We start from the raw sequence: 21,703 nt of genomic DNA on the forward strand, positions 1-21,703 counted from the left end.
GATAGTTACTATGATCGTCGCATTTTATTGGATACCGGCTGATTGTGCCGGGCAAGCTGGAAACCCATCATGCAGATCAAGCGATTCACCCTCGTCAATTTTCGTGGGATCGAGCGTATCGAGCTCGACTTCAAGGAGCGAACGACTGCGCTTGTGGGGGTTAATGGTGTCGGCAAATCGTCGATTCTGGATGCGTTGGCTATTGCGCTTTCCAGCCTGACGTCCAGGATCATCGACCAAGCTTCAAAGTCTCGGTCTATATCTCAAGACGATATCCGCATAGGTTCAGAGTACACCCGCCTGAGCACTGTCACCCAATGGGACAGTCTGTCAGAGGAGCTGAGCTGGGCCATTGCATTAAATCGAAAATCAGGCAAACACCCGGAAGAGCGTAGCAGTGATCTGACGCGTTTGAACTCAGCTGTGAATTCGTTGGCTAATGCAATAGCCCATTACGAACTCGTTGAGTCCAGCGAGATTCAAGCTCCCCTGGCTGTCTACTACGATGTACATCGTGCTGTTCTTGAGGTACCTCTTCGTGTTAGAGAACGATTGAATAACGCTATTGCCGAGGGGTATGAGGATGCGCTGGGTCATGGCGGAGCAGATTTTAAACGATTTTTTATCTGGTTTAGAAACCAGGAAGATCTGGAGAATGAAAAGCGTCGCGATGACTCGGACTTTCGTGATGTAGAGCTTTCTGCGGTTCGCGAAGCCATCGAGATATTCACAGGATTCAAGGATATCCGAATCAGACGTAAACCTTCTTTGCGGATGACCCTTCTTAAGGGGGATCGTGAGCTTAACATTTTGCAGCTCTCGGATGGTGAACGTTGCCTGCTGGCAATGATAGGGGATTTGGCACGTCGGCTGACACTGTTGAATCGAGGAATCAAGGAGCCTTTGTTGGGACGAGGTGTGGTCTTGATTGATGAGTTGGATCTTCATCTTCATCCTGCATGGCAAAGGACCGTGGTATCCAATTTGGAAAGAACATTCCCTAATTGCCAGTTCATCATTACCACGCACTCACCGCAAATTCTTGGAGAGTTGCCAGCAACAGCAGTGATGCTTCTCAAGGAGGGCGGTTATATTGGCCATCCCGAACGATCGCTGGGATTGAGTAGCGGAGAGGTGCTTGAGGAGTTGATGGGAGGGAGGGCCCAAAGCCTGATAGCCAGTGGTCCTCTTAGTGTCATCAGGCGCTTGCTGGAGGACGACAAGTTCGATGAGGCCCAGGCGGGATTGGACGTATTACGCCACAAGGTCGGGGACATTCCTGACGTCCTGGAAATTCAGAGCAGTATTGATTCTCTGAGGTGGATTGAAGAGGACCGTCCATGAGGAGTATTCAAAAAGGAGTTGAACCCCCAGCGCTGACTGCCTGGAAACATGCCAATCGTCGCTCCCCCCAGAATCTGACTTATTCCGGCGGAGGTTTCCCGACAGAAGACGTGCGTCGTGCACTCCTGCTGGAGCAGTTTCATCTGTGTGCTTATACGATGCGGCGGTTGTTGACTCAGCAGAAATGTTCAACCAAAGTTGAGGTGGTTGCGGGTAAGGAGACGGCGCTCAGTTGTCATATTGAACATATCTATCCTCAGGCAGAGCATCAGAGTCGGAGCGTTGATTATACGAATATGGTGGCGTGCTTCCCGCCCAGTCAGGGGTCGACGGCTTGTGCGTTCGGGGCGGTTGAGAAAAAGAATTATGATCCTGCGCAAGAGCCTTTCGAGTCTCCGCTCGGACAAAACGCGAGTACCCAGTTCTTTTTTCATGAGAGTGGTTTGGTAGAAGGACTTTCAGACCGAGCCAGGAAAACTGTAAAAGTGTTGAATTTAAATGCGTCAGTCTTGGTCAATGATCGCAAGGCCGTTATTCGGGGGGCAATAAAGCCTGGAGGTAAGTACCTTAGCTCAACGGCAGCGCTGCAAGTTGTCAGGAAAATGGGTATTCCCGACGCTCAACATTGCCTTCCTGCTTACTGTGAAGCCATCAGGCAGTTAGCCCAGCGTCTCGCCAAAAAGCAACAGGGGCGTGAAGCTGGGCTACGTAAGCAAGCCCGTAAGTGATAAAGCGAAAAATGGACGATGTAGCTACGCCAATGCCATCGAGTCGATGAGTTTCACCCCGGCGGTTTCCATCTCTCCCAGCGCACGCTGCAGTGAGCCGTCCAGGTCGATGGCCCGGCAGGCGTCGACGATCAGCAGGGTGCTGAAGCCCGCCGTCCGTGCATCCAGGGCCGACCAGGCGACGCAGTAGTCCAACGCCAGGCCGACCAGATAGACCGTATCGATACCGCGTTCCTTCAGATAACCGGAAAGGCCGGTGGGCGTACGCCGGTCGGCTTCGACGAAGGCCGAGTAACTGTCGATCTCGCGGTTGCAGCCCTTGCGCACGATCAATTGCGCATGGGGCAGGTCCAGGTCCGCATGCAGCTGCGCGCCGTGGCTGCCTTGCACGCAGTGGTCCGGCCAGAGGGTTTGCGTGCCATAGGGTAGTTGCACGCTGTCGAAGGGCGCATGGCCCGGATGGCTGCTGGCGAACGAGACATGGCCGCGGGGATGCCAGTCCTGGGCGATGACCACATTGCGAAAGCGGGCGCCCAGGCGGTTGATCAGTGGCACGATCTCGTCGCCGCCCTGGACCGCCAGTTGACCGCCGGGAATGAAGTCATTCTGCATATCGATCACGACCAGGGCGCAACGCGGGTCGTTCAGGGGCGGCAGGTTGTGAGACGGGGACATGGGACCTCCTTGGAAATTGGGTTCGGCCTCGAACAGTCTAGTCGTTGTGCTTGCGCCAGGCGCCGCCTCGGACCGTCGGTGGTCGGCCGCGAGACGGGTAGGTTATTGGCCTGGCAGGCGCCCGGCCACATCGCCTGGTTCAACTGGCGAAACGCTGCCTGAGCAGGTCGGCCATATCGTTCAGCTCCGCCACCGAGTTGCGCCCGATCAACATGTAGGCATAGGTCGGCCCGGACCAGAACACCACATTCATGCCATGGCGCACTTCCTGGGCCATGGCCCGGGTCCCGGTTTTCGAGTGGGTGATGCACAACGCCAGCGGCCCATGTTGCGGGTCCAGGTAGTTGATCTGGGCAATCGGTATATGTTCGTACTCGAGCATCTGCGCGCGTTTGAGTTGCACAACCGGCAGTTGCACCTGGGCGGGGTCAAGCGCCAGCCCGAGGTACCGCTGGACACTTTGCAGCTGGGCCCGGTGAGTGGCGTCGTCGCCGGGCAGGTTCTCCAGGGTCTGTGCCGTGTACAGCGCCATATAGTCGGCCACCAGCCCACGCCAGCTGATTTCGCTCGACGGCGGGGGTGTCTGCCAGACCTGGAACAGTCGATCCGCGGCAATCCCCGCGACCATGAAGCTGGCGGCCACGGCGAGGAAACGGCGTCGACTCATCGGCGTCGCGGCCTTTTTTTCTGTCGGCAGGCTGTGCAGCATGGTCTCCAGTCGAGCCTGGGGCGCCTGTTCGAGCAGTTCGTCATAGGCTTGCTGGAACGGCAGTTCGCTGCGCATCAGCCACTCGAGACGCTCGGCCACGCTTTCGTCACGGGCCAGAGCGGCTTCGATCCGGCTGCGCTCCTCGGCGTCCACTTCGTCGTCGAGAAAGGCCACCAACTGTTCATCGGTCGGGGTGTAGTGCGAGAGTTGGTCGGTCATCGCCGTTCTCCGCTGTTGGCGCTGGGCACGGCACGCAGGGGCGGATGTTCCGCCAACTTCACCCGTGCGGCGGCCAGCCGGCTCATGACCGTTCCGATGGGCACTTCGAGGATCTGGGCCACTTCCTTGTAGGACAGACCTTCGACATAGGCGAGAAATACGGTTTCGCGCTGGGCGTCGGGCAGGGCGTCGACGCGCCGGATCACCTGGGAGGCCAGGACGTGGGTCTGCGCCACCTGTTCGCCGTCGAAGCTCAAGGCTTCGTCGGCATCCACCAGGCCCTGGCCGCGGCGAACCCGTTGGGAGCGCACTTCATTGAGCCAGATCGAATGCAGGATACTCAGCAGCCAGCGGTCCATACGCGTGCCCGAGACGAACTGATCGCCTCGCTCCAGGGCGCGGACGCAGGTGGCCTGCACCAGGTCTTCGGCGATATGGCGTTGCCGGGACAGCACCAGCGCGTAACGCCACAGGCGCGGCAGGTGCTGTCCCATCTCGGTGCGTATTTCCTTGTCGCTGGCGATGACAACCTCCGCCTTTAACGGTGATCAGCTGGGAATCGGGTGCGCGATGGCGTCGGCCAGGTCTTCATATTCTTCGCAATCGGTGCCGCAGAGCGACTTGATGCTCTGCAACTGCACCTGGGCCAGGTCGAGGCGGCCCTTGATCACGTAGGCTTCACCGAGGTATTCGCGGACCTGGGCGTAGTTCGGGTCCAGCTCCAGGGCCTGCAGGTAGTAGCCGATGCCTTCGTCGGTACGGCCCAGTTTACGCGTGGCGTAACCGCGATAGTTCAGGGCCTTGGCGGTATTGGGCTGCTTGAGGGTGTCGAGCAGGTCCAGGGCGGCTTGATAGTCCCCGTTCTTGGCCAGGCGGTAGGCGTAGTCGGTGCGGTCTTCGTCGGGGGTCAGGCTGCTGACAAACGGCACGCAGGCCTTTTTGGCTTTGTTCCACACCTGCCCCTTGGGGCAGGTTGGCGGCATCGATTCCGGTTTTTCGCCCGAGGCGAATGCCGGCGTGCTCGACAGGGTCGCGGCCATGCAGCTGGCCATCAGGAAAGGAACCGCGAAGGTGGCTTTGATGCTCATCGGTAATGCTCCGGTATCTGTTGGCTAGTAAACACTGATGCGTCGGGTTTTATTCGTGGCCACTGAAATTTATTTGCAACGCCTGTCGCCAGTCGATTGCGATACTTGCCATGGATTGAACACCTGATGTTGGGCATTTATTCAAGGCTGCAGAAAAAAATCGCCCATCAGGCGATTTTTTGCAAAGGCGATCATTCCCACCCGGGGCGGGAATGATCGAGGGAGGGGTTACAGCCCCAGGTCGGAGAGGCTTGGATGATCGTCCGGGCGGCGCCCCAACGGCCAGTGGAACTTGCGCTCCTCGGCCTTGATCGGCATGTCGTTGATGCAGGCATGCCGGTTGGACATCAGGCCGTTCTGGTCGAATTCCCAGTTTTCGTTGCCGTAGGAACGGAACCAGTTGCCCGAGTCGTCATGCCACTCATAGGCATAACGTACAGCGATGCGGTTGTCGGTAAAGGCCCAGAGTTCCTTGATCAGGCGGTAATCCAGTTCCTTGGCCCATTTGCGGGTCAGGAACGCCTTGGCTTCCTCACGGTTGTGGGCGAACTCGGCACGGTTACGCCATTGGGTGTCCAGGGTGTAGGCCAGGGACACGCGCTGCGGGTCACGGGAGTTCCAGCCGTCTTCGGCGAGGCGGATCTTCTGGATCGCCGATTCACGGGTGAAGGGGGGAAGCGGCGGGCGAACGTCAGCGTCAGATGACATGGCAATGTCTCCAATTGAGTAGGGTTCAGACAAGTTGTCGCGCTTGGGTCAAGCGGTCGGTGGCCCGCCCGCCACTCGCTCATCCGGAGCGTAATGGCGGTTCGGGGCACGACTCAGAGCGCCAATAACGTTCGCGCCATGCATTGCGCATTATCGGCTGCACCGGGGTCGCCCATGACAAGTGCAACGGTAATGGCGCCGTCGATCAGGATCAGCAACTGTTTGCCAGTGGCCAGGGGATCGGCGATGCCATGTGCTTCACAGAGCTCGACCACATAGTCGAGCAACTTCTGTTTATGTTCCCGGGCCAATTGCCGCACCGGGTCCTGGGGGTCGCCGGTTTCGCCGGCGGTGTTGATAAAGGCGCAGCCGCGAAAGCCTTCGCTGGCGAACCAGCCGCCGAGCACGCTGAACAGGGCCAGCAGGCGGGCACCGGAGCTTTCGGCCTGGTCGACTTCGCCGCGGTACCACTGCATCCAGCGGATATCCCGGCGGCGCAAGGCTTCCAGGGTCAGATCGTCCTTGGTGCCGAAGTACTTGTAGAGGCTTTTACGTGCCACCCCGGAAGTGCGCACCAGAAGATCGATGCCAGTGGCATGGATGCCACCTTGATAGATCAACTGCTCGGCGGTATCCAGCAGGTTTTCGCGGGTCTGGTTCGGAGTGATTTCGTTCATGGGAAAGAGAGTAGAACGATCGTTCTCCATGGTCAATCGTCTTTTTCAAATAAATCCATGGCGGGTGACAGGAGGACGGGCAGGGGGCGCATCGGGGAACGACTCCAGGTTGGCAGCAAAGCCCTCTTCGAAGGCGCGTCCGAGAGCGGCGCATGGTGTAGACTCAGCGATCCTTCGCATTCGACCCTAGCGAGCCCTATGCCGTCGCTCTTCAAACGCTCCCTGTTGCCCAAACTGCGCAGCTTCCCGCTGGCTGCCGAGGCCTTGACCATCCTGCCTTCGGCCGCCGAGTTCCGGCGTTGCCTGCTGGAGAAGATCGCCGGTGCCCGGCAGCGCATCACGCTGGTGGCGTTGTACCTGCAGGAAGACGAAGCCGGCCAGGAAATCCTCGATGCCCTGCATGCGGCCAAGTCGGCCCATCCGCAGCTGGAGATTGTCGTCGTGGTCGACTGGCTACGGGCCCAGCGCGGTTTGATCGGTGCCGGCAAGCAGCCGGGCAACAGCGCCTGGTACCAGGCGCAAACCCGCGACCACACCACTGAAGTGCCGATCTACGGGGTGCCGGTGCAGACCCGCGAACTGTTCGGCGTGCTCCACCTCAAGGGTTTCGTGATCGACGACTGCGTGATCTACAGCGGCGCCAGCCTGAACAACGTCTATCTGCACAAGTTCGACAAATACCGCTTCGACCGTTACCACGTGCTGCAAAACGCCGCTCTGGCCGACTCGATGCAGGGGCTGATACGCAACGAGCTGCTGGCCTCCCGGGCGGTGCGCCGTCTCGATGTGCCGGAACTGCCGACGACCCGCAGCCTGCGCGGCGACATCGGCGATTTGCGCAGCCGCTTGAAGAAAGCCGGCTACGACACCACGGCCGGCAGTGAGCCGACCTTCGGCCTGTCGGTCAGCCCGGTGATGGGCCTGGGCAAGAACAATACGCTGAACCGCCTGGTCTGCGAACTGATCGCCTCCAGCCAGCAGCAACTGACTATCTGCACGCCCTATTTCAACATGCCGCTGGCGGTGACCCGGGAAATCAACCGGGCCCTGGAGCGTGGGGTGAAGATCGATATCATCGTCGGCGACAAGACCGCCAACGACTTCTATATCCCGCCGAGCCAGCCGTTCAAGGTGATCGCCGCCTTGCCCTATCTCTACGAGATCAGCCTGCGGCGTTTCGCCAAGCGTCACCAGCCGGTGATCGACAGCGGGCAGTTGAACCTGCACCTGTGGCGTGACGGTGACAACACCTATCACCTCAAAGGCATGTGGGTCGACGAGCGTTATACCTTGCTGACAGGGAACAACCTCAATCCACGGGCGTTCCGGCTGGATCTGGAGAATGCCTTGCTGATCGACGATCCACGTCGCGAGTTGTGCGAGGTGCGGGCCAAGGAGTTGGCGCTGATCATGGAAAACACCCAGCGGATCGACAGCTTCAAGAGCCTGGAAACCCTGGTGGACTATCCGGAAGCGGTGGGCAAGTTCCTGCGGCGGGTCAGTCGGGTGCGGATCGAGCGGTTGTTGTATCGGATGTTGTAAAGCGCGGATGAGGTCATCCCGGGCGATCGCAATCCCCCGGGATAACCACCGGCCTCAGTTCAGGCCCAGCTTGCCACGCAGGGTGGACAGGTCTTCAGCCAGGGTCGTGACCGGACCCACCAGGGCCTTGCGGTCGGCATCCTTGACCTTGTCATAGGTTTCGAAACCGCCATCCTTGGTCTTGTACTTGGCCAGGATCTTGTCCACGGCGGCGAAGTTCTTGTCCACCTTGGCGGCGAAAGCCTTGTCCTGCTTCTCGATCTGCGGCCGGAACAGGTCGACGATTTTCTTCGCGCCGTCGATGTTGCCCTGGAAGTCATACAGGTCGGTGTGGCTGTAACGGTCTTCTTCACCGGAGATCTTGGTCGCGGCGACTTCTTCCAGCAGCGCGGCGGCACCGCCGACGACTTTCTCAGGAGGGAAGGTCAGGCCGGCAACGCGGGTCTGCAGGTCCTTGACGTCCTTGTTCAGGCCGTCGGCCAGGGCGCCCAGGCCGTCGGTGGTGTTTTCCGAGAACAGGCTGTATTCGATGCGGTGGAAGCCGGTGAAGTCTTCAGCCTTCACGCCTTTTTCATGGTCGTTGACGCGGGAGTCGATGGCGCCGTCCAGGTCATTGAACAGCTCGGCGATCGGCTCGATCTTCTCGTAGTGCACGCGAGTCGGTGCGTAGAGCTTCTTGGCGGTGGCCAGGTCGCCTTTTTTCACCGCGTCGGTGAACTGCTGGGTCTTGCTGACCAGATCATCGATCTCCGCGGTCACATAGATCTTGTAGTCGGACACCGGGCCCACCAGATCCAGCGGCGCGGTGGCCGCGAAAGCCGAAAGCGGCGTGTGGAGCAAGCCAAGGGCCAACAACAAAGCAAGAGGCGACTTCTTCATGGGGCGTTTCCTGGTGAGTTAAGGATTAAGCGGTGGTTTTTTGTTTTGCAGCTGAAAGCAGTGAGCGACCGATAAAGTCCTGATCGCCCGTGACCCCCGGCAAGGTGAAGAAATAACCGCCGCCGATAGGCTTGAGGTATTCCTCCAGGGGCTCGCCGTTGAGCCGGGTTTGTACGGCGATAAAGCCTTGCGCCAGGTCCGCCTGGTAGCAGATGAACAGCAGGCCCATTTCCAGCTGGCCGTTCTTGCTCACGCCATTGGAGTAGTTGAATGGGCGACGCAGGATCAGGTTGCGTTGGGTTTCGGTGGTGCGCGGGTTGGCCAGGCGGATATGCGCATCGAGCTTGGTCAGCTTGCCTTCCGGGTCCTTGCTGTAGTCGGGGATATCGCTTTCCTTCTGGCCGCCCATGGGCGCGCCTGTCGCCTTGACCCGGCCGATGATGCTTTGCTGTTCCTGCAACGGCGTGCGGTCCCAGCGCTCCACCAGGTTGCGGATGATCCGCACCGCCTGGTAGCTGCCGGCCACGGCCCAGGCCGGTTCATTGGCCCCGGGCTGGACCCAGACGATACGGTCCATGGCGCTGCCATCGTTGGAGTCCGGGTTGGCCGAACCGTCACGGAAGCCGAGGAAGTTGCGTGCGCTCTGGGCCGGTTCGCCGGCTTTGAGCGGCGCCTGGGCCGGTACCGTGCCTTCCTGTTTCCAGCGCACCAGCAGCAGGTCCGGGGTGTTCTTGACGATATCGCGCAGGGCGTGAATGTTGGTGTCCGGGGTGTTCGAGCAGAACTGGATACTCAGGTCGCCGTGGCACAGTTCCGCTTGCAGCGCGTCGTTGGGGAAGCCGACCATGCGGATCAGGTGCTTGGGCTTGACGCCGGCCAGGCCGTAACGCTCGTCGAACAGCGACTCGCCCACCGCGACGGTGATGGTCAGGTTGTCCGGGGTGACCACCGGGCCGAGAATCCCGGAATCCAGGGGCGGCAGTTTTTCATCGACCTGTTTCACCGGGCCGCCGCTCATGAGGAACGCGATGCGCTTGTTCAGGGTGCGGAACAGGCGTTCGAGTTCCTCGCTGTCGCTGGCCAGGACGTCGAAGGAGACGATCATGCCGGCGGCCGGACGCGGGGTGACGATCCCGGTCTGGTGCTTGCCGTGGAAGTCGTGGCGGTCCTCGGTCTTGTCGCTGCTCGGGGCTTCGGTGACCTGGGCCTGTGCCTGGCTGGCGGCCATGGCCGGGCAGCTCAGGGCGCTGCCGGCGAGGGCGGCGCCGGCCACCCCCATGCCCAGCAGGACGCGACGGCGCTGGGCGGAGAATTCGGCGTTGTTGTGTTCTGAATCGCTCATGTTCGTATCGTCTGCTTGGTTACAGGCCGGAAAGGCCGAGGGCGGGATCGATTCCATCGAGTGCATCGGCCAGGTCCTTGGCCTTGTTGCTGATCTGCTGGCGTTGCACGGCACTTACGGTGTCGTAGGTGACATAGCCGTCGGCGTTGCGCAGGCCGTTGAATTCGGCGTCGAGGGCCGTGGCGGCGCTGTCGATCTTCACCAATAGCTCGCCGGACGACTTGAGCAGCAGCGGTCGCATCAGGTCGATGACCTTTTGTGCGGCTTGCAGGTTGGCGGCGAAGCCGTCCAGGTCGACGTGGCTGTAGCGCTCTTCTTCGCCGCCGCTGGCGCGGGTATCGGCCATGCTGCGCAGGCTGCGCACGACGATGCTGACCAGTTGTTCCGGCGGCAGCGATTGGGCCAGCAGTTGCTGCTTGAGGTTGGCGACATCGGCTTGCAGGTGCTGGGCGACCGGCACCAGGCCGTCGACGCTGCGTTGCTGGAACAGGCCGTACTCGATGCGGTGGAAGCCGCCGAAGCCGGGGTCCTGTTCGCGTTTTTCGTAATAGTCGGCGCGGGCATTGATCGCGTTATCCAGTTCGGCGAGCCGCTGGGCGGCCGGGGCCAGGCGCTGATAGGCGGCACGGGCCGGGGCATAGAGCACCTGGGCCTGGGTCAGGTCACCGGCGGCAATCGCCTGTTCCAGTGCATCGACGGCCTTGATCAGTGCGTTGCCCTGGCTGCTCAGGTAGACGCGGAACTCCGACAACGGCCCGATAAAGGCGGTCATTGACGGACGCGCCTTGGCCGCGGCCTCGGAAGCCGCCGTAGGCGTGACGTGCAGGGTGCCGCGCGGATTGCTCAGCAGGCCGCAGGTAATGGCGTAGTCGCCGGGTTGCAGGTTGGCATTGATCACCTGGCTCAGGCCCGGGGCGATGTTCTCGCGCTCCTCGAGCACCAGTACGCCGTCGAGGATCTCCCACTCGACCGCGCGTTGCGAACTGTTGAGGATGCGGAAGCTGTTCTGCCCGGCCGGCACGCTCAGGGCATTTGGCTCGCAGCCGTGGGCCTGGATGGTCACGGTGATTTCGTTGTGATGGGCCTGGCGTTTGCTCGCGGCCAGTTGCGAGGCGTAATAGAACAGTCCACCGGCCGCGATCATCACGATCACCGAGCCGGCTACCGCCCAGCGCAGGGCCTGGGGCGGTTTGCCAGTTGCAGGGTTGGACATGGGTAACCTTACTGGTTGGGAACGGAAGAAGTGTGCTTGGGGGCCGGTGCCGCGCTCGGCAGGAAGAACAGCACCAGGGTGAACGCCAGGTACAGCAGGTAGGCGCCGAGGACGCTGAACGTCGGCGCATCCTGGTAACCGAACATGCCGGCCAGGACCGAGCCCGCCGGGCCGTCCATCGGCAGCGTGGCGCTGATATCGAAGACCACGGTTTGCAGGTGGTTCCACAGGCCGGCTTCATGCAGGGCCTGGACCGAATTGGCGAGGATGCCGGCGGCGACCACCAGGATGAACAGGCCGGTCCAGCGGAAGAACAGACCCAGGTTCAGGCGCATGCTGCCGCTGTAGATGGCGAAACCGATGAAAATCGCCAGGATCAGGCCGAGCAGGGCGCCGATGGGCGCGCCCGGACCGTCACTCTGCTGGAACACCGCCAGCAGGAAGAACACGGTTTCCAGGCCTTCGCGGGCCACGGCGAAAAACACCATGGCAATCAGCGCCCAGACCTGATGTTTGGAACCGGCGAGTGCCTGGTCGAGGGATTCGTGCAGCGCGTGCTTGATGGAGCGGGCGACCTTGCGCATCCAGAACACCATCGAACTGAGGATGCCGACGGCGACCAGCCCGACCAGGCCTTCGAAGAGTTCCTGCTGTTTCTGCGGGAACTCGGCACTGACCAGCTCCAGGCCACCACCGACCAGCAGGGCAAGGGCGGCGGCGAGAAACACGCCGATCCACACCGCCGGCATCCACTGACCCCGGCCGGTCTGCTTGAGGTAACTGGCGATAATGCCAACGATAAGCGCGGCTTCAATGCCTTCGCGCAGCATGATCAGGAAGGGAACCAGCATTCGGCAACGCACCACTGTTAGAGAAGATGGTAATTTGTAACATAATGATACTCATTACTAAACAGTTTTGATTACCAATTGCTGAATGGTGTCTGAACGAGAGGGGTAGAAGAGGGAATGCCGTGTATGCAGCAAGTGATTGCTGTCCAGCGGTCGTGCCCTATGTCAGAGCAGGAGTTGACGCGACTCCGTGGGCCGGGCATGTCTGCGGAAGCGATTGCCTGGCGCCGCAGTCTATGGTGAATGGCCGTTTGCAGCGGTTCGCGGGCAAGCCCTGCTCCTACAGGCCTATGTCGGACACAAGCTTTGTATTCGACGTCGCACTGTAGGAGCAGGGCTTGCCCGCGAAGCTTGTGGCGTCTTCAAGGCCACCTTTGCAGGCGGAATCAGTTATTGAAGTTACAGGCGTCCGACAGCTTGAGGTAGCTGACGTTCTCGGGCTTGCCGGCAGTGTCGATGAACTTCATATCGGCGGTAACCACTTTGCAGTCCTGGCTCGGTTGCTCGGTCATCGAGGTGACCTTGGCGATGTTCAGGGGCATGCCGTAGTGATAAGGCACGGGTTGTCTGGTGCTGGAGGTGTCGGCCTGGGCCAGGCCGGCGAAGGTCGAGAGGGCCAGGGCACCCATCACCAACAGGGTTCGTAGTTTCATGGTGTTTCTCCTGAGCGGCTTGAGCGTTCACCCCGGCACCACGAGTGGCGCGGGGTATGCCGCGGAGGGCGTCAGGGCAAGCCTGCGCGAGCGCGGTCAATTTCACTTTCCGTCTGCAGGATTAACGCGGAATTAAGTGCTGGGCTTTCTATTAGCTTGCTAACGGAGCTGCCAAAGGCCGCCCCCAAATCACCCACCCCCGCACCGCCTTGGGGCCTTCACACCCACACCCTCGTAGCCTTCCGTAGCACCATGCTGTGCTACCGCCTGTGACATTGCTTTTTCGGAAGATTTTATCTCATTGATTTTTATTGAGTTTATAGCCTCGATTGCAGTGCGCTGAATCTGCTGGCACAGATTCTGCTGTCTATTCCGTTGTTACATACTAAGTTCCGTTATAGCGGAATACACATCATCGGAGTGCAACGTCATGCAGCGTGGACTTTCCTTGTTTAAAGCCTGTGTTTTTCTTCTGGCGGCTTCGGCGGCGGTTGCTGCGCAAGCGGCGGACAGCAAGCTCGATAGCGTGCTCAAACGCGGTCACTTGATTGTAGGCACCGGTAGCACCAACGCGCCGTGGCACTTCCAGGGCGCCGACGGCAAGTTGCAGGGGTTCGATATCGATATCGGCGGCATGATCGCCAAGGGGCTGTTCAACGACGCCAGCAAAGTCGAATACGTGGTGCAGTCTTCCGATGCGCGGATTCCCAACCTGCTGACCGACAAGGTCGATATCAGCTGCCAGTTCATCACCGTCACCGCGAGCCGTGCCCAGCAGGTTGCTTTCACCCTGCCGTACTACCGCGAGGGTGTCGCGCTGCTGCTGCCGGCCAATAGCAAGTACAAGGAAATCGACAGCCTGCGTGCCGCCGGCGACGGCGTTACCGTGGCCGTGCTGCAGAACGTCTACGCCGAGGAACTGGTGCACCAGGCATTGCCCAAGGCCAAGGTCGACCAGTACGACAGCGTTGACCTGATGTACCAGGCCATGAGCACCGGTCGCGCCGATGCGGCTGCCACCGACCAGTCCTCGGTCAAGTACCTGATGGTGCAGAAACCCGGCATGTATCGCAGCCCGGCCTTTGCCTGGAGCCCACAGACCTATGCCTGCGCGGTCAAGCGCGGCGACCAGGACTGGCTGAACTTCGTCAACACCGCGCTGCATGAAGCCATGACCGGCGTCGAGTTCCCCACCTACGCAGCCTCCTTCAAGAAATGGTTCGGCGTAGATCTTCCTTCGCCGGAAATCGGTTTCCCTGTCGAATTCAAGTGATCCGTTAAGGGCAGGGCGCCGCACTCGGCGCCCCGTCGAAGGTACTGCGAACCATGAACTATCAGTTGAACTTTGCCGCCGTCTGGCGCGATTTCGACACCTTGCTGGCGGGACTGGGCCTGGGCCTGGAACTGGCCCTGGTGTCCATCGCCATCGGTTGTGTGATCGGCCTGATGATGGCGTTTGCCTTGCTCAGCAAGCATCGCGCATTGCGGGCACTGGCCTCGGTGTATGTGACGGTGATCCGTAATACGCCGATCCTGGTGTTGATCCTGTTGATCTACTTCGCCATGCCGAGCCTGGGTATCCGGCTGGACAAGATTCCCTCGTTTATCGTCACGCTGTCACTGTATGCCGGGGCCTATCTGACCGAGGTGTTCCGCGCCGGCCTGCTGAGCATTCCCAAGGGCCAGCGCGAAGCCGGGCTGGCCATCGGCCTCGGCGAATGGCAGGTGCGGGCCTATGTCACCGTGCCGGTGATGTTGCGCAACGTGCTGCCGGCGCTGTCCAACAACTTTATTTCCCTGTTCAAGGACACCTCCCTGGCGGCGGCCATCGCCGTGCCGGAGCTGACCTATCACGCCCGCAAGATCAACGTGGAAAGCTACCGGGTGATCGAAACCTGGATGGTCACCACGGCGCTCTATGTGGTCGCCTGTTACCTCATTGCCCTGATGCTGCGTTACCTCGAGCAGCGTCTGGCGATCCGCCGATAGGAGGCACTCATGTACGAATCGCAAAGTTGGTGGCATGAGTTGTGGATCGCCCGGGAAACCCTCTGGGAGGGATTCCAGACCAGTGTCGCGGTCTCGCTCCTGGCGATTGTCTGCGGCACCCTGATCGGCATTGTCGCCGGGCTGGTGCTGACCTACGGCAAGTTCTGGATGCGCGCGCCGTTTCGTCTGTATGTCGACCTGATCCGTGGCACCCCGGTGTTCGTTCTGGTCCTCGCCTGCTTCTACATGGCCCCGGCCCTGGGCTGGCAGATCAGCGCCTTCCAGGCCGGTGCCCTGGGCCTGACGCTGTTCTGTGGTTCCCACGTGGCGGAGATCGTGCGCGGCTCGATGCAGGCCATCCCCCGCGGGCAGATGGAAGCGAGCAAGGCCATCGGCCTGACCTTCCACCAGGCCCTGGGTTATGTGCTGCTGCCCCAGGCGCTGCGGCAGATCCTGCCGACCTGGGTCAACTCGTCCACCGAGATCGTCAAGGCTTCGACCCTGCTTTCGGTGATCGGTGTCGCCGAGCTGCTGCTCAGCACCCAGCAGGTGATCGCCCGGACCTTCATGACCCTGGAGTTCTACCTGTTCGCCGGTTTCTTGTTCTTCATCATCAACTACTCGATCGAGTTGCTCGGTCGGCATATTGAAAAGCGGGTGGCCTTGCCATGACGACTGATTCCCAAGCACTGCTCAGCATTCGCGGGCTGCACAAACAATACGGCAAGCTCGAAGTGCTCAAGGGCGTCGACCTGGACATGCAGCGCGGCAACGTGGTCACGCTGATCGGCTCCAGCGGCTCGGGCAAGACCACGCTGCTGCGCTGCGTAAACCTGCTGGAAGAGTTCCAGGGCGGCCAGATCACCCTGGACGGCGAGTCCATCGGCTACAGCGAAGTGAACGGCAAGCGTGTCCGTCACCCGGAAAAAGTCATTGCCCAGCACCGGGCCATGACCGGCATGGCGTTCCAGCAGTTCAACCTGTTTCCGCACCTGACGGCCTTGCAGAACGTGACCCTGGGCCTGCTCAAGGTCAAGAAGCTACCCAAGGACCAGGCCGTCGCGCTGGCGGAGAAGTGGTTGGAGCGGGTCGGCCTGCTGGAGCGGCGTAATCACTTTCCGGGGCAGTTGTCCGGCGGCCAGCAGCAGCGGGTGGCGATTGCCCGGGCCATTGCGATGAACCCCAGCCTGATGCTGTTCGACGAAGTGACTTCGGCCCTCGACCCGGAGCTGGTGGGTGAGGTGCTGGCGGTGATCAAGGGCCTGGCGGAAGAGGGCATGACCATGTTGCTGGTCACCCACGAGATGCGCTTTGCCTTTGAGGTCTCGGACAAGATCGTGTTCATGAACCAGGGGCGTATTGAAGAACAGGGGCCACCCAAAGAACTGTTCGAACGCCCGCAGTCGCCGCGTCTCGCGGAATTTCTGAAAAACACCCGCTTTTAATTTTTTATTCAAGGAGAACAGTATGAGCATTACTCGTTATGGCACCGGCAGCACCGCGGGTGGCGGTCAGCCGCGTCCTTTCGCCCGGGCCGTCGAAGCCGACGGTTGGTTGCACGTGTCCGGCCAGGTACCGGCGCTGGATGGCGAAATCATTGTTGGTGGTATCGTCGAGCAGACTCACCAGACCATGAAGAACCTGATCGCGATTCTCGAAGAGGCCGGTTATGGCCTGGAAGATGTGGTCCGCGCCGGTGTCTGGCTGGAAGACCCGCGGGATTTCTGGAGCTTCAACAAGGTGTTTTCCGAGTACTTCACACCCGAGCACGCCCCGGCGCGCGCCTGTGTCCAGGCGAATATGATGGTCGACTGCAAGGTCGAGATCGATTGCATCGCGTACAAGAAGAAGTGATGAATGGGTAAACTCCCCGGCAATTTTTCCAATGGGATGGCACTGACATGACCGAAGACACCATCAAGCGCCGGGCCAAAGGGCTGGACCGGGCGTTCGATATCCTCGATTACCTCAAGGAGGTCGGCCAGCCGCTGCGTCCCAACGACATTGCCAGCGGTATCGGCAGCCCGAAATCCACGGTCTACGAGCTGGTGGCATCACTGCTGGAGCGGCGCATCCTCGAGTCCGTCGGCAAGGAGGGCCATGTCTACCTGGGCCGCCAGCTGTATTTTCTCGGCCAGGCGCACCTGCGGCACTTCGACCTGACCCGCGAGGCCGACCACGCCTTGCAGGAGATCGTCAGCCAGACCCGGGAAACCGCGCAGATGTGCCTGCTCAACGGGCGCAAATACACCGTGGCGCTGATGAAGGAAGGTGAGCGGCATTTCCGGATTTCCTCGGATATCGGCGAAAACGCGCCGATCCCCTGGACCGCTTCCGGGCGCCTGCTGCTGGCGCACCTGAGCGACCAGCAGATCATCGACCTGATCGACCACGATGACTTTATCCTGCCGGACGGCCAGCGCCTGCCGCTGGAGGTGTTCCTCAAGGAAATCCGCCAGGCCGGGATCGACGGGTTCTTTTCCTTCGACAGCGTCGCCGACACCTTTACTCATTGCTTCGCCGCGCCCGTCAAGGACGAGCGGGGCATTTGCATCGCGACCCTGTGCATCGTTGCCCCAAGGGCCGATGCCAAGACCAACTACAACGACTATCGCCGGGTGCTGATCGAGAGCGCGAACAACCTGGCCCGTCGCATCAACGACTAGCGCGGCCGCCAAGGGCGCCGCCGATAAGGAGTTTGGAATGTCTACTGCCTTGAACTTCGCCGCCGTGGAAAAAGGCGCCGCCAACGTCGGCGCGCAACTGGTGAGCGATGTCAGCCTGCCGGCGCTGGTGCTCCACCGCGACGCCCTGGAGCACAATATCCGCTGGATGCAGGACTTCGTCAGCCGTAGCGGTGCCGAACTGGCGCCCCATGGCAAGACCAGCATGGTCCCGGCGCTGTTCGCTCGGCAACTGGCCGCCGGGGCCTGGGGTATCACCCTGGCGACCGCCGTGCAGACCCGTGCCGCCTACGCGGCGGGTGTCCGCCGGGTGCTGATGGCCAACCAACTGGTGGGCGCGCCGAACATGGCGCTGATCGCCGAGTTGTTGGCCGATGCCCAGTTCGAGTTTTACTGCATGGTCGATCACCCGGACAACGTTGCGGCCCTGGGGGCTTTCTTCGCCGAACGCGGCCTGCGTTTGAACGTGATGATCGAGTATGGCGTGGTCGGCGGTCGTTGCGGTTGCCGCAGCGAACAGGAGGTGCTGGACCTGGCCCGGGCGATCAAGGCCCAGCCGGCACTGGCCCTGACCGGTATCGAAGGTTACGAAGGGGTGATTCACGGCGATCAGGCCGAGAGCGGGATCCGGGCTTTCGCCGGTTCCCTGGTGTGGCTGGCGGTGGACCTGCAGAACAGCGGCGCGTTTGATATCGGCAAGCCGATCATCACCGCCTCGGGGTCGGCCTGGTATGACCTGATCGCCGAGGAGTTCGAGGCCCAGGACGCCGATGGGCGTTTTCTCAGTGTATTGCGCCCGGGCAGTTATGTTGCCCACGACCATGGCATCTACAAGGATGCCCAGTGCTGCGTGCTGCATCGCCGGGGTGATCTGAGCGGAGGCTTGCGTCCGGCGCTGGAGGTCTGGGCCCATGTGCAATCGATGCCGGAACCGGGGTTTGCGGTGATCGCCCTGGGCAAGCGCGATGTGGCATTCGATGCCGGGTTGCCGGTGCCGTTGCTGCGTTATCAGCCGGGGGTGTTGCCGGCGGTGGGCGAGGATCTCAGCGCCTGCAAGGTCACGGCGGTGATGGACCAGCATGCGTTCATGACGGTGGCGCCGGGTTGTGAGCTGAAGGTCGGGGATATCGTCTCGTTTGGTACTTCGCATCCGTGCCTGACCTTCGACAAGTGGCGGGTCGGTTGCATTGTCGATGAGCAGATGAGCGTGATTGAAACCTTCGAGACCTGCTTCTAAGCGGATATCGCTTTCGCGGGCAAGCTCCGCTCCCACAGGTTTTCGGTTGTTCGCAACATTGCGGTTCAACCTGGATTTAATGTGGGAGCGGAGCTTGCCCGCGAAGAGGCCCGCCCTGACACCACGAGACTTTCCGAATGACCACCCTGAACCTGCCCCCACCGCGCATCGCCCTGATCGGCGAATGCATGATCGAACTGCAACAACACACCGACGGCAGCCTGCACCAGAGCTTCGGCGGCGACACCCTGAACACCGCCGTCTACCTGTCCCGCGAACTGGGCGGACGGGCTTCGGTGGACTATGTCACCGCCCTGGGCGATGACAGCTTCAGCGACAGCATGTGCCGGATCTGGCGCGAGGAAGGCATCGGCCTGGACCTGGTGCAACGCCTGCCGGGGCGCTTGCCCGGGTTGTATTGCATCCAGACCGACGCCAAGGGCGAGCGACGCTTTCTCTACTGGCGCAACGAAGCGGCCGTGCGCGACTGCTTCACCGCGCCGACAGCCGCGCCGGTGCTGGCGGCTTTGCCGGATTACGACGTGCTGTATTTCAGCGGTATCACCCTGGCGGTGCTGGGCGAGCTCGGGCGGAAAAAGCTGATTGCCGTGCTACAAGAGGCCCGTCGGGGCGATACCCGGGTGGTTTTCGACAACAACTATCGGCCGCGTCTCTGGGCGGATGTCGAGCAGGCGCGCGAGGCGTATCGCTCGGTATTGCCCTATGTCGACCTGGCCTTGTTGACCCTGGAGGACGAGCAGGCGCTGTTCGACTATGCCGATGGCGAGGCGGTGTTCCGTGCCTATGAAGATATCGGCATCCCGGAAGTGGTGATCAAGCGGGGAGCGGAGAGTTGCCTGATTCACTGCGAGGGCGCGGCGTTCGAGGTGCCGTCGCAGAAGGTCGAGACGGTGGTCGATACCACGGCGGCGGGGGATTCGTTCAGTGCGGCGTATCTGGCCAGTCGCCTGACGGGCGGTGATCCACAAGAGGCGGCCTTGGCCGGGCATCGGCTGGCGAGTCGGGTGATTCAGGTGCGTGGGGCGCTGATTCCAAGGGTTTGAAAGCAGCGCTCTGCCACTTCAGTCGCGATAGAAAACCTGCACCAGGTGATACCCGAACTTGCTCTTGATCGGCCCGTGCACGGTACGTAGCGGTTTCTTGAAAATCACCTGGTCGATAGCCCCGACCATCTGCCCCGGACGGACTTCCCCCAGATCCCCACCGCGCTTGCCGGACGGGCAGGTGGAGTACTTCTTGGCCAGCACATCAAAGGCTTCGCCCTTGACGATACGTAGCCTGAGTTGTTCGGCTTCCTCGGCGGTCTTGACCAGGATATGACGGGCTTGGGCTTTCATCGATTGGTTACCTTGAAACCTTGGGGCGTGCGGCGGGCGCGGGATTATGCCCGAAGATCAGGACGTTTGCCCGATCATGTCGCGCACCCGATTGGCCAGCGCATCGAGGGTGAAGGGCTTGGCGATCAGGTCCATGCCGGGCTCCAGGAAACCCTGGCGCTCGGCAGCCTTCTCCGCATAACCGGTCATGAACAGCACCTTGAGCCCCGGCCGGTGCTGGCGGGCGACTTCCGCCAGTTGCCGGCCGTTCATCCCCGGCAGGCCGACATCGGTCACCAGCAGGTCGATGCGCAGGCTCGATTCCAGCAGCGGCAAGGCGGTCCGCGCGTCCGCCGCCGGGTGCACGGTATAACCCAGCTCGTCGAGGACATTGAGCACCAGCATCCGTACCGCCGGATCATCTTCCACCACCATCACCGACTCGTCGACCTCGGCCAGCGGCGATTCCGCGGGTTGCAGCGCCGGTCGCGGCGTCTCGGTTTGCGGCGCGTGATAGCGCGGCAGGTACAAGCGTACGCAGGTGCCTTTGCCCGGCTCGCTTTCCAGGGTGACGTGACCACCGGACTGCTGGGCAAAGCCATAGATCATCGACAAACCCAGGCCCGTGCCCTGGCCGATGGGTTTGGTGGTGAAGAACGGGTCGAACGCCTTGGCCAGGATCAACGGGCTCATGCCGGTGCCGTTGTCGCTGACGCCGATCATCACATAGTCACCGGCCTTGACCGGTTCCAGGGTGCTGATATCGCCGCCATCGAGGTAGCTGTTGCTGGTCACGACGCGCAGCTCGCCGCCATCGGGCATGGCGTCGCGGGCATTGATCACCAGGTTGAGCAGGGCGCTTTCCAGTTGCCCGGTGTCGGTGTTGACCGGCCACACGTCCTGGCCCAACTCGACTTTCAGGATGATATGGGCCCCTTTGGTACGACTGAACAGCTCTTGCAGCGACTGCACCAGTTGGTTGGGATCGATGCGTTTGCGGTCCAGCGATTGCCGCCGGGAAAACGCCAGCAGCCGGTGGGTGAGGGCCGCGGCCCGTTGCGCCGAGCTCACGGCGGCGTCGGCAAAACGGCCGATTTCGTCGCTACGTCCGGCGGCGATGTAACGTTGCATCAGATCCAGGCTGCCGATTATGCCGGTGAGCATATTGTTGAAGTCATGGGCGATGCCGCCGGTGAGTTGTCCCACCGCTTCCATTTTCTGCGCATGACGCAAGGCTTCTTCGGCCCGCTCGCGCTCGAACATCTCGTTCTGCAAGCGCTGGTTGGACTCGGCCAGCGCCCGGGTGCGCTGGGCGACGCGCTCTTCCAGGGTCTCGTTGAGATTGCGCAGGGCCTCTTCGGTGCGTTTGTGTTCGGTGATATCCAGCGCGGCACCGACAAAGCGCTGTGCCCGACCATGGGGGTCGAGGTGGCAGCGGCCCCGGGCAAAGACCCAGCGCACCTGGCCGTCGGCCTGCAATACCCGGTATTCTTCAGCGTGCTCGGTGTGCTGCTCCAGGCACTGCTTGATGCCGTGGGCCACCAGGGCACGGTCCTCAGGGTGCACACTGTCCAAGTAGACATTGATGGGCGTCTGGCTGGCCAGCGCCGGGTCGACTCCGTGCAATTGGGCGAAGTGGGCATCGGCGACAAAAAGATCCTGGTCGATATCCCAGTCCCAGGTACCGAGTCGGGTGGCGGTGTCGCCTTGAGATCCGTTCATAAACCTGCCTTGAAGGTGAAGCTTTGGGTTGCGCCGCGGCTTATTATCCCGCCAAGCTGTAGACATTCGTCACATTGAAATGACACAAGCTTAATCGCTAAACCTC

23 protein-coding genes and 1 pseudogene are annotated in these 21,703 nt (G+C 61.2%); 11 read left to right on the top strand and 13 right to left on the bottom strand.

Annotation, left to right across the window (positions count from 1 at the left end):
* The first annotated feature begins 69 nt into the window (after window positions 1–69).
* Both HX830_RS03030 and HX830_RS03035 read left to right on the top strand, forming a co-directional pair.
* The gene (locus HX830_RS03030; protein ID WP_177098936.1) at window positions 70–1,344 is read left to right on the top strand and encodes an AAA family ATPase; all 1,275 of its coding nucleotides are present in this window, start codon (window positions 70–72) and stop codon (window positions 1,342–1,344) included.
* On the top strand, window positions 1,341–2,072 hold the full coding sequence (locus tag HX830_RS03035) for a hypothetical protein (protein ID WP_177098937.1): 732 nt from the start codon (window positions 1,341–1,343) through the stop codon (window positions 2,070–2,072). The genes HX830_RS03030 and HX830_RS03035 overlap by 4 nt, the downstream gene beginning before the upstream one ends.
* Window positions 2,073–2,096: 24 nt before the next feature.
* Here HX830_RS03035 and pncA read toward each other — a convergent pair whose 3' ends face one another.
* The 6 genes from pncA to HX830_RS03065 all read right to left on the bottom strand — a co-directional run bounded on the left by pncA (window position 2,097) and on the right by HX830_RS03065 (window position 6,148).
* The gene (gene pncA, locus HX830_RS03040) at window positions 2,097–2,747 is read right to left on the bottom strand and encodes a bifunctional nicotinamidase/pyrazinamidase (protein WP_177098938.1); all 651 of its coding nucleotides are present in this window, start codon (window positions 2,745–2,747) and stop codon (window positions 2,097–2,099) included.
* 139 nt (window positions 2,748–2,886) lie between these two features.
* The gene (locus tag HX830_RS03045) at window positions 2,887–3,675 is read right to left on the bottom strand and encodes an anti-sigma factor family protein (RefSeq protein WP_177098939.1); all 789 of its coding nucleotides are present in this window, start codon (window positions 3,673–3,675) and stop codon (window positions 2,887–2,889) included.
* Entirely contained in the window at window positions 3,672–4,169 is a 498-nt protein-coding gene (locus HX830_RS03050; protein WP_103499097.1) for an RNA polymerase sigma factor, read from the bottom strand. The genes HX830_RS03045 and HX830_RS03050 overlap by 4 nt, the downstream gene beginning before the upstream one ends.
* Window positions 4,170–4,223: 54 nt before the next feature.
* The gene (locus HX830_RS03055; RefSeq protein WP_177098940.1) at window positions 4,224–4,763 is read right to left on the bottom strand and encodes a tetratricopeptide repeat protein; all 540 of its coding nucleotides are present in this window, start codon (window positions 4,761–4,763) and stop codon (window positions 4,224–4,226) included.
* Between the two features lie 228 nt (window positions 4,764–4,991).
* Entirely contained in the window at window positions 4,992–5,471 is a 480-nt protein-coding gene (locus tag HX830_RS03060) for a nuclear transport factor 2 family protein (RefSeq protein WP_152738839.1), read from the bottom strand.
* Window positions 5,472–5,584: 113 nt separating this feature from the next.
* Complete coding sequence (locus HX830_RS03065) at window positions 5,585–6,148, bottom strand: TetR/AcrR family transcriptional regulator (RefSeq protein ID WP_103499100.1); 564 nt, start codon at window positions 6,146–6,148, stop codon at window positions 5,585–5,587.
* A gap of 198 nt (window positions 6,149–6,346) precedes the next feature.
* Here HX830_RS03065 and pssA point away from each other — a divergent pair, with 198 nt between their 5' ends.
* The gene (gene pssA, locus HX830_RS03070; RefSeq protein ID WP_177098941.1) at window positions 6,347–7,690 is read left to right on the top strand and encodes a CDP-diacylglycerol--serine O-phosphatidyltransferase; all 1,344 of its coding nucleotides are present in this window, start codon (window positions 6,347–6,349) and stop codon (window positions 7,688–7,690) included.
* Window positions 7,691–7,744: 54 nt separating this feature from the next.
* Here pssA and efeO (HX830_RS03075) read toward each other — a convergent pair whose 3' ends face one another.
* The 5 genes from efeO (HX830_RS03075) to HX830_RS03095 form a co-directional block, all read right to left on the bottom strand.
* The gene (gene efeO, locus HX830_RS03075; RefSeq protein WP_103499102.1) at window positions 7,745–8,569 is read right to left on the bottom strand and encodes an iron uptake system protein EfeO; all 825 of its coding nucleotides are present in this window, start codon (window positions 8,567–8,569) and stop codon (window positions 7,745–7,747) included.
* A gap of 25 nt (window positions 8,570–8,594) precedes the next feature.
* Window positions 8,595–9,911 carry an iron uptake transporter deferrochelatase/peroxidase subunit gene (efeB, locus tag HX830_RS03080; protein WP_177098942.1) on the bottom strand — a complete coding sequence of 439 codons (1,317 nt, stop codon included), beginning with the start codon at window positions 9,909–9,911 and terminating at the stop codon, window positions 8,595–8,597.
* A 19-nt stretch (window positions 9,912–9,930) separates the two neighbouring features.
* Window positions 9,931–11,124 carry an iron uptake system protein EfeO gene (efeO, locus tag HX830_RS03085; protein WP_177098943.1) on the bottom strand — a complete coding sequence of 398 codons (1,194 nt, stop codon included), beginning with the start codon at window positions 11,122–11,124 and terminating at the stop codon, window positions 9,931–9,933.
* 8 nt (window positions 11,125–11,132) lie between these two features.
* Entirely contained in the window at window positions 11,133–11,975 is an 843-nt protein-coding gene (gene efeU / locus HX830_RS03090) for an iron uptake transporter permease EfeU (protein WP_177098944.1), read from the bottom strand.
* Between the two features lie 386 nt (window positions 11,976–12,361).
* Window positions 12,362–12,628, bottom strand: a complete 267-nt coding sequence (locus tag HX830_RS03095) for a DUF2790 domain-containing protein (protein WP_152738854.1) — start codon at window positions 12,626–12,628, stop codon at window positions 12,362–12,364.
* A 430-nt stretch (window positions 12,629–13,058) separates the two neighbouring features.
* Between HX830_RS03095 and HX830_RS03100 the strand changes: the two genes are divergently transcribed.
* From HX830_RS03100 to HX830_RS03135, 8 genes are all read left to right on the top strand, one after another.
* Window positions 13,059–13,901 (top strand): transporter substrate-binding domain-containing protein, encoded by an 843-nt coding sequence (locus HX830_RS03100; RefSeq protein WP_103499106.1) that lies wholly within the window; start codon window positions 13,059–13,061, stop codon window positions 13,899–13,901.
* A gap of 53 nt (window positions 13,902–13,954) precedes the next feature.
* The gene (locus tag HX830_RS03105) at window positions 13,955–14,617 is read left to right on the top strand and encodes an amino acid ABC transporter permease (protein ID WP_152738858.1); all 663 of its coding nucleotides are present in this window, start codon (window positions 13,955–13,957) and stop codon (window positions 14,615–14,617) included.
* 9 nt (window positions 14,618–14,626) lie between these two features.
* Window positions 14,627–15,289 carry an amino acid ABC transporter permease gene (locus tag HX830_RS03110; protein ID WP_100941151.1) on the top strand — a complete coding sequence of 221 codons (663 nt, stop codon included), beginning with the start codon at window positions 14,627–14,629 and terminating at the stop codon, window positions 15,287–15,289.
* Window positions 15,286–16,062, top strand: coding sequence for an amino acid ABC transporter ATP-binding protein (locus tag HX830_RS03115; RefSeq protein WP_100941152.1), 777 nt, complete (start codon window positions 15,286–15,288; stop codon window positions 16,060–16,062). The genes HX830_RS03110 and HX830_RS03115 overlap by 4 nt, the downstream gene beginning before the upstream one ends.
* A gap of 22 nt (window positions 16,063–16,084) precedes the next feature.
* On the top strand, window positions 16,085–16,471 hold the full coding sequence (locus tag HX830_RS03120) for a RidA family protein (protein ID WP_103499108.1): 387 nt from the start codon (window positions 16,085–16,087) through the stop codon (window positions 16,469–16,471).
* A gap of 47 nt (window positions 16,472–16,518) precedes the next feature.
* Window positions 16,519–17,283, top strand: a complete 765-nt coding sequence (locus HX830_RS03125) for an IclR family transcriptional regulator (RefSeq protein WP_100941154.1) — start codon at window positions 16,519–16,521, stop codon at window positions 17,281–17,283.
* Between the two features lie 37 nt (window positions 17,284–17,320).
* A complete protein-coding gene (locus HX830_RS03130) occupies window positions 17,321–18,538 on the top strand; it encodes an amino acid deaminase (protein WP_177098945.1) in 1,218 nt (405 codons plus the stop codon).
* 137 nt (window positions 18,539–18,675) lie between these two features.
* Window positions 18,676–19,602, top strand: coding sequence for a sugar kinase (locus tag HX830_RS03135; protein ID WP_177098946.1), 927 nt, complete (start codon window positions 18,676–18,678; stop codon window positions 19,600–19,602).
* 18 nt (window positions 19,603–19,620) lie between these two features.
* Here the strand turns inward: HX830_RS03135 and HX830_RS03140 are convergent, their stop codons facing one another.
* Together HX830_RS03140 and HX830_RS03145 are read right to left on the bottom strand one after the other, a co-directional pair.
* Complete coding sequence (locus tag HX830_RS03140) at window positions 19,621–19,896, bottom strand: peptidylprolyl isomerase (RefSeq protein ID WP_103499111.1); 276 nt, start codon at window positions 19,894–19,896, stop codon at window positions 19,621–19,623.
* Between the two features lie 57 nt (window positions 19,897–19,953).
* Window positions 19,954–21,645: pseudogene (locus HX830_RS03145) on the bottom strand (ATP-binding protein); the annotation flags it as partial.
* Window positions 21,646–21,703 lie beyond the last annotated feature (58 nt).

Source organism: Pseudomonas gingeri (assembly GCF_013385425.1).
GTDB lineage: Bacteria > Pseudomonadota > Gammaproteobacteria > Pseudomonadales > Pseudomonadaceae > Aquipseudomonas > Aquipseudomonas gingeri_D.